The sequence below is a fragment of the Limnohabitans sp. Rim8 genome, assembly GCF_945869175.1.
Lineage (GTDB): Bacteria > Pseudomonadota > Gammaproteobacteria > Burkholderiales > Burkholderiaceae_C > Limnohabitans_A.
The window spans coordinates 1-6226 of the sequence record NZ_CAMBNZ010000120.1; the positions used below are offsets into that span (position 1 = coordinate 1).

10 protein-coding genes are annotated in these 6226 nt (G+C 60.5%); 9 read left to right on the forward strand and 1 reads right to left on the reverse strand.

What is annotated here, in order from left to right:
- The 5 genes from Q0O19_RS13520 to Q0O19_RS13535 form a co-directional block, all read left to right on the forward strand.
- Positions 1–1821 (forward strand): glutamine--tRNA ligase/YqeY domain fusion protein (locus Q0O19_RS13520; RefSeq protein ID WP_295523814.1); only part of this gene is annotated, 1821 nt, incomplete at its 5' end.
- A 278-nt stretch (positions 1822–2099) separates the two neighbouring features.
- On the forward strand, positions 2100–2243 hold the full coding sequence (locus Q0O19_RS14025; RefSeq protein ID WP_366939095.1) for a DUF4357 domain-containing protein: 144 nt from the start codon (positions 2100–2102) through the stop codon (positions 2241–2243).
- 54 nt (positions 2244–2297) lie between these two features.
- Positions 2298–2522 carry an addiction module protein gene (locus Q0O19_RS13525; RefSeq protein WP_295523816.1) on the forward strand — a complete coding sequence of 75 codons (225 nt, stop codon included), beginning with the start codon at positions 2298–2300 and terminating at the stop codon, positions 2520–2522.
- The gene (locus tag Q0O19_RS13530) at positions 2519–2665 is read left to right on the forward strand and encodes a type II toxin-antitoxin system RelE/ParE family toxin (RefSeq protein ID WP_295523818.1); all 147 of its coding nucleotides are present in this window, start codon (positions 2519–2521) and stop codon (positions 2663–2665) included. Before Q0O19_RS13525 ends, Q0O19_RS13530 begins: the two co-directional genes overlap by 4 nt.
- Positions 2666–2829: 164 nt before the next feature.
- The gene (locus tag Q0O19_RS13535) at positions 2830–3447 is read left to right on the forward strand and encodes a pyridoxamine 5'-phosphate oxidase family protein (RefSeq protein WP_295523820.1); all 618 of its coding nucleotides are present in this window, start codon (positions 2830–2832) and stop codon (positions 3445–3447) included.
- A gap of 27 nt (positions 3448–3474) precedes the next feature.
- Here Q0O19_RS13535 and Q0O19_RS13540 read toward each other — a convergent pair whose 3' ends face one another.
- Entirely contained in the window at positions 3475–4194 is a 720-nt protein-coding gene (locus Q0O19_RS13540; protein ID WP_295523822.1) for an SOS response-associated peptidase family protein, read from the reverse strand.
- A 76-nt stretch (positions 4195–4270) separates the two neighbouring features.
- On the opposite strand from Q0O19_RS13540, the gene Q0O19_RS13545 reads away from it, so the two are divergent.
- The 4 genes from Q0O19_RS13545 to Q0O19_RS13560 all read left to right on the forward strand — a co-directional run.
- The gene (locus Q0O19_RS13545; RefSeq protein WP_295523830.1) at positions 4271–4807 is read left to right on the forward strand and encodes a pseudouridine synthase; all 537 of its coding nucleotides are present in this window, start codon (positions 4271–4273) and stop codon (positions 4805–4807) included.
- A 91-nt stretch (positions 4808–4898) separates the two neighbouring features.
- Entirely contained in the window at positions 4899–5537 is a 639-nt protein-coding gene (locus Q0O19_RS13550) for an NAD(P)H-dependent oxidoreductase (protein ID WP_295523824.1), read from the forward strand.
- Between the two features lie 117 nt (positions 5538–5654).
- Positions 5655–5795, forward strand: coding sequence for a hypothetical protein (locus Q0O19_RS13555; RefSeq protein ID WP_295523826.1), 141 nt, complete (start codon positions 5655–5657; stop codon positions 5793–5795).
- A gap of 40 nt (positions 5796–5835) precedes the next feature.
- Positions 5836–6226, forward strand: a 391-nt coding sequence (locus Q0O19_RS13560) for a pseudouridine synthase (protein ID WP_295523828.1), incomplete at its 3' end; no start/stop codon positions are given.

Below are 6226 nucleotides of genomic sequence, written 5' to 3' on the forward strand. Positions count from 1 at the left end.
AGCAACTTCTTGCGCCAAATCATCGACAAAGACATCGAGCAGGGCACGTATGCCAGCCGCCGCTGGGCAGGCAGCCCCGGCGACGCCGCGCACCACGCCGCTGGCGAGAGCGACCCCGCCAAGATCCGCACCCGCTTTCCGCCCGAGCCCAACGGCTATTTGCATGTGGGCCACGCCAAAAGCATCTGCATCAACTTTGGCCTCGCCCAAGAGTACGGCGGCGTGTGCCACCTGCGCTTTGACGACACCAACCCCGAAAAAGAAGACACCGAATACGTCAACAGCATCATCGACGCCGTGAAATGGCTCGGTTTTGACTGGGCCCAAATGGACCATCCAGTCGGCCAAGCCGCAGGCAGCGCCGCGCCCTACCAAGCCAGCGACTACTTCGACTTCATGTACCGCGCTGCCGAGGCGCTGATTCAAGCCGGTCACGCCTATGTGGACGAGCAAACGCCTGACGAAATGCGCGTCAACCGGGGCGACTTTGGCAAACCCGGCGTTGACAGCCCCTTCCGCAGCCGCACCGTGGCAGAAAACCTGACGCGCTTTCGCGAGATGCGCGATGGGCAATTGGCCGACGGCGCGGCCGTGCTGCGCGCCAAGATCGACATGGCCTCGCCCAACATCAACCTGCGCGATCCGGCCATCTACCGCATCCGCCGCGCCACCCACCACCACACGGGCGACAAATGGTGCATCTACCCGATGTACACCTTTGCCCACCCGATCGAAGACGCGCTGGAGCAGATCACCCACAGCATCTGCACGCTGGAGTTTGAAGACCAGCGCCCGTTTTACGACTGGCTGATGGAGCGCCTGTGCGAAAGCGGCCTGCTGGCCGCGCCCAGCCCCAAACAATATGAATTTTCCCGCCTGAACCTGACCTATGTGATCACCAGTAAGCGCAAGCTGGCGCAGTTGGTCAATGAAGGCAAAGTCAGCGGCTGGGACGACCCGCGCATGCCCACCATCGTGGGCCTGCGCCGCCGGGGCTACACCCCGACAAGCCTGCGCCTGTTTGCCGACCGCATCGGCGTGACCAAAAGCGACAGCTGGATCGACTACAGCACGCTCGAAGGCTGCCTGCGCGAAGACCTGGAAAACAAAGCCCACCGCGGCATGGCCGTGCTCGACCCCGTCAAGCTGGTGCTGACGAATTGGGCCGAGGCATTTGGCTCAGATGCTTACACCGAAGACTGCACCCAACCCGCTCTGCCCCACAGCGCGATCGCCGAAGGCAAGGATGGTAACGATGGCACTGAAGGCGCCATGACCCCCGCTGACCGCGTCTTCAAGATCGGCAAAAAAGTGTGGATCGAGCGCGAAGACTTTGAAGAAGTTCCGCCCAAGGGCTACAAAAGATTGTTCCCCGGCAACGTGGTGCGCCTCAAAGGCGGCTACGTGATCGAATGCACCGGCTGCGCACGCGACGCGGCGGGCCAAGTGACCGAGGTGCACGCCAAAGTCATCCCCGGCACCAAGAGCGGCACCCCCGGCGCCGACAGCGTCAAAGCCAAAGCCGCCATCACCTGGGTGGCCGTGGCCGACGGCGTGCCAGCCGAAGTGCGCCTGTACGACCGCCTGTTTGCCGACGCCCACCCCGACGCGGGCGGCAAAGACTTCTTGCAGTCGCTCAACCCGAACAGCCTGAAAGTGGTCACGGCCTATGTGGAGCCGTCCCTCGCCGCCGCGCAGCCGGACCAGAAGTTCCAGTTTGAGCGCTTTGGGTACTTTGTGGCCGATCGCCTGGATCACGTTCCGGGAGCGAAGCCGGTGTTCAACCGGGTGACGGGGTTGAAGGACAGCTGGGGTAAGTAATTCGATGAACCGCCCGCAGACCATTCAATTTTTTCTTCCTTTGGGCGATCCACGAGGCATGCGCGTGGCTGAGATAACAACGCGCATTGTTCGCGTGATCGAGGTGCCGCGCAGCCAATGGGTGAGTTGTCCGAGGCTGGCTTGCCACGCACCTGTATTGGTCAGTCCGGCAGTGTGGGCAAGCATCTATAGTTAGGCCAGTTAATCTTCGAACCATTGAGCAATGCGCCCTCTGCCAAAGGTGAGGTAGAACAGTTTTATTGCAAAGGCTCAGGTATTTGTTTTCCAGCCCCATCACTGCGACCATGGCGGTCATGGGCAGATCAGCCAATGGATGGATCGAATGGAAAACGGCATCCGGAAGAACCTTGGATGAAGTCAAAAGAAAAGTCTTAGTCACTTCATCAATTGACAAACTTTGAGCTAATGACTTCAATATGTCTGTTGCTCAATTAACTTACCCAATGGAGTCCCGCATGCCAACCGCCAAACAACTCTGCGATCAAGCATCACAACTGCCTCCCGAGGAGCGTATGGCTTTGGTTGATCAAATCCTGGACACTTTGGATGCGCGGGACGACTCCATGGATGTGCAATGGGCACAAGAGGCCGAATCACGTCTTTTGGCCTATCGCCAGGGTGAGGTGAATGCCATCCCTTTGAATGAAGTCATTGCCAAATACCTAGTCAAAACGGCATGATCGTTCGCCTCTTGCCCGCTGCTCAATCCGAGCTGGACGAGGCGATCCATTGGTACGCACAACAAGCGCCGGGCTTAGGTGATTCGTTTTTAGTTGAATTTCTTCGCACTATCCAACTCATTGAGCGCCATCCAACTGGCTGACATCCTCTTTCAAGAGACACCCGCCGCTGCCGACTGCGCAGATTTCCATATGGCGTGATTTACAGCCAAGATGAGCAAAGCATTCTGATCGTTGCCGTCGCTCACTTACACCGTCGGCCTGCGTACTGGCAAAGCCGTATGAATTGATCTCACTGAAGTTATCCATGCACATCACCACCCTCGAAGCCCTGCGTACCCTTTACGGCCCCGCCAGTGAGCGCTCGCTGAAAAAAGAAATCCCGTCGCTGGACCCGCATGCCACCCGGTTTATTGAACTGTCGCCGTTTGTGGTGCTGGCCAGCAGCGGTGCGCATGGGCACATGGACGCTTCACCGCGCGGGGGTGCGCCGGGCTTCGTCAAGGTGCTGGACACCCAGACGCTCTTGATGCCCGACTCGCCTGGCAACAACCGCTTGGACACGCTGGAGAACATCGTGAGCACCGGGCGTTTGGGTTTGCTCTTCATGGTGCCGGGCTTTGACGAGACTTTGCGCATCAACGGGCAAGCGGTTTTGAGCACCGACCCGGCAGACTTGGCGCTGTGCGAGGACGCGCGGCGCACGCCCAAGTTGGTGATCCGCGTGACGGTGGACTCGGTTTACCTGCACTGCGCCAAAGCCCTGATGCGCTCGCAACTGTGGGACGCCTCTTTGCACCCCGAACGCAGCAGCTTGCCCACCATGGGCGAAATGCTGCGCGATCAGATTCAGGCGTTCCAGGGCGAAACCATCGAGATCGAATCACAGGCCGAGATGGTGCAGCGGTATCGGCAATCCCTTTGAGAATGGGTCGCCCTCAAGGCCATTGACTTATTTTTTCTGCACCGGGTTGGCCAGCAACAACTGCGTCGGGTAAGCGCGCATGAACTCGCGGGCTTTCTCCAGGGGGGCGGTGAGCCATGCGCCGTAGGCCCCCTCGTTCAAGATGGCGGGCATGCGTTTTTCGTTGCCGTTTTGGCCATAGCGGTTCATCAGCGCGTGGCTGTTGGCGTTCACCGTGAGCAGCGTGTAACTGACGATCTCTTGGTCGCCCTGCGTCCAGCGCTCCCACAAACCTGCCACCCCCATAGGCTTGCCATCCACCCGGGCAATGCGTGTGGGCACCGCCTTGCCGCTGCGCCAGTCGTCTTCCAAAAACGCTTGCATGGGGATGATGCAGCGCTGCGCATTCAGCCAGGTCTCACGCGTCGGCGTGGCGGTGCTCATGGTTTCGTAGCGGGTCACCGCCAGTTTGGTCGAACGCAGTTTGGCATCCGATGCCGATTTGACCCAAGTCGGCACCAAGCCAAATTGGCCTTGGACGAGCTGCATGACCCAAGGCTCGGCAGGCGTTGCGGACGCAGCTGACTCGGCCTCGTGGCTGGGAATCTGGGCTTCTGGCGACTCGACCTCGGCTGATGCGGCTTTGCGGATGAACAAGCCCTGCTGGCGCGGCCAGACTTCTTTGCCGGGCAGTTTTTCGGGGGGGGCGACGCCAAAGGCCTCGGCATACAGGTCGGCGCTTTTCAGGCATTCGTATTGGGTGCTCATGCGGACGATGCTAACCCACAGCCTTCATGCGGTGGACCTGATACGCTCTCGCCTCGATGACAAGACCTGCTGCTTCATGCTGATCCGCTTCAATAAACCCTATGGCGTGCTCAGCCAGTTCACCCCCGAAGGGCGTTGGCGTGGGCTGAAAGACCACATTGACATGCCGGGCGTTTACGTGGCGGGACGTCTGGATGCCGACAGCGAGGGCTTGCTGTTGCTCACCGACGATGGCCAGCAGCAGGCGCGCATTGCCGACCCGCGCTTCAAGATGGAAAAGACCTATCTGGTGCAGGTGGAGGGCGTGGTGGACGACAAAGCACTGACCGCCTTAGCCCGGGGTGTGACGCTGAACGATGGCCCCACCCTGCCCGCTCGCGCCTGTGAAGTGCAAGCGCCCGTTGACCTGTGGCCACGCAACCCACCGATCCGCGCACGGCAGAGCATCCCCACCTCGTGGCTGGAGTTGGTGATTCGAGAGGGCCGCAACCGCCAAGTGCGCCGCATGACCGCCGCCGTGGGCCTGCCCACGCTGCGCCTGATCCGAACCGCCGTGGGGCCTTACAACTTGGATGGCCTGCCCACCGCCACTTGGCAGACCCTCACCCCGTGAGCGACAAGCTGCCCTGTGCACCTTCACGGGTGAAAACACCGGTCTGGGTCTTCGGACACAATCACGGCTCTTTCAACCTCAGGGAAACCCCATGTCTGACTTGCTGAACAAACTCGAATGGCGCTACGCCTGCAAAAAAATGGACCCGGCGAAAGCCGTGCCCCAAGACAAAGTGGACCGCATCGTCGAAGCCGCTCGTTTGGCCCCCACTTCCAGCGGTCTGCAACCGTTCGAGATCATCGTGGTGACCAACCCGGCCGTGCGCGAGCAGATCAAGCCCAAGGCCTGGGGCCAGGCCCAAATCACGGACGGCTCGCACCTGATGGTTTTTGCGGCTTGGGACAACTACACGGCCGAGCGCATCAACATGATGTTTGACATGACCAACGCGCAACGCGGCGGCACCAACGAAGGCTGGGAAAACTACCGCCAGATGTTGCTCAAAAACTACCCTGCACGCACCCCAGAGGTGAACTACGAGCACGCGGCGCGCCAGGCCTACATCGGCTTGGGCGCATCCTTGATCGCTGCGGCTTTCGAAGAAGTCGACGCCACGCCCATGGAAGGTTTTGACCCCAAAGCCATCGACGAAATTTTGGGCTTGAGCGCTCGCGGTCTGCGCAGCGTGGTCCTCGTGCCGCTGGGCTACCGCGCAGCCGAAGGCGACTGGCTGGCCAATCTGAAAAAAGTGCGCCGCCCCACCGCGCAGTTTGTGACCGAAGTCAAGTGATGCTTGTGCCAGCTTGAGGCGGGCCGGTTGGAGACCCCCACAAAGCCGCAGATTTTGCGGCTTTGTGCTTTAACATCAAGGGCTTCCCAAGCCGGGATGTCTATCCAAGGAACCACCATGGCCAAAGGCGAACAACGCAGCAACAAAATGGCCAAAAAGCCAAAGAAAGACACCACGCCCCCCAAGACGTTCACGTCCGACCGCCCCATGGCCCCCTCCACCTTTGTGGCACCCCGCGGCAAAGTCAAAGACAAGTGATCTTTTCAGCCCAGCGCCCTGCTCGCTGGGTTCGTCCTGCATGACCCCGATCCACGAAGACGAGCACCTGCTGGTGCTGGAAAAACCCAGCGGCTTGTTGTCGGTGCCCGGTCGTGGCCCGGACAAGCAGGACTGCCTGTCCAAACGGATGCAAGACCGCTACCCCGAAGCCCTGGTCGTGCACCGCCTGGACCAAGACACCTCCGGCCTGTTGCTCATGGCCAGGGGCATCGAAGCCCAACGCCGCTTGAGCAAGCTCTTTGAAACCCGTCAGGTCCACAAACGCTATCTGGCGGTGGTGGCAGGCCAGCCTTTGCAAACACAAGCGGCCGTGCAGCCAGACGAAAACGGCTGGCGCACCATCGACGGCCCGATCCTGCTCGACTGGGAGCGCCGCCCGCTGCACATCATCCACCCCGATGGCAAAGCCA

Bases quoted from the DNA above. Each gene is read 5' to 3' on its own strand.
- Q0O19_RS13525 (WP_295523816.1), top strand. From the start codon at position 2,298: ATGCCAACCGCCAAACAACTCTGCGATCAAGCATCACAACTGCCTCCC.
- Q0O19_RS13530 (WP_295523818.1), top strand. From the start codon at position 2,519: ATGATCGTTCGCCTCTTGCCCGCTGCTCAATCCGAGCTGGACGAGGCG.
- Q0O19_RS13535 (WP_295523820.1), top strand. From the start codon at position 2,830: ATGCACATCACCACCCTCGAAGCCCTGCGTACCCTTTACGGCCCCGCC.
- Q0O19_RS13540 (WP_295523822.1), bottom strand. From the start codon at position 4,194: ATGAGCACCCAATACGAATGCCTGAAAAGCGCCGACCTGTATGCCGAG.
- Q0O19_RS13545 (WP_295523830.1), top strand. From the start codon at position 4,271: ATGCTGATCCGCTTCAATAAACCCTATGGCGTGCTCAGCCAGTTCACC.
- Q0O19_RS13550 (WP_295523824.1), top strand. From the start codon at position 4,899: ATGTCTGACTTGCTGAACAAACTCGAATGGCGCTACGCCTGCAAAAAA.
- Q0O19_RS13555 (WP_295523826.1), top strand. From the start codon at position 5,655: ATGGCCAAAGGCGAACAACGCAGCAACAAAATGGCCAAAAAGCCAAAG.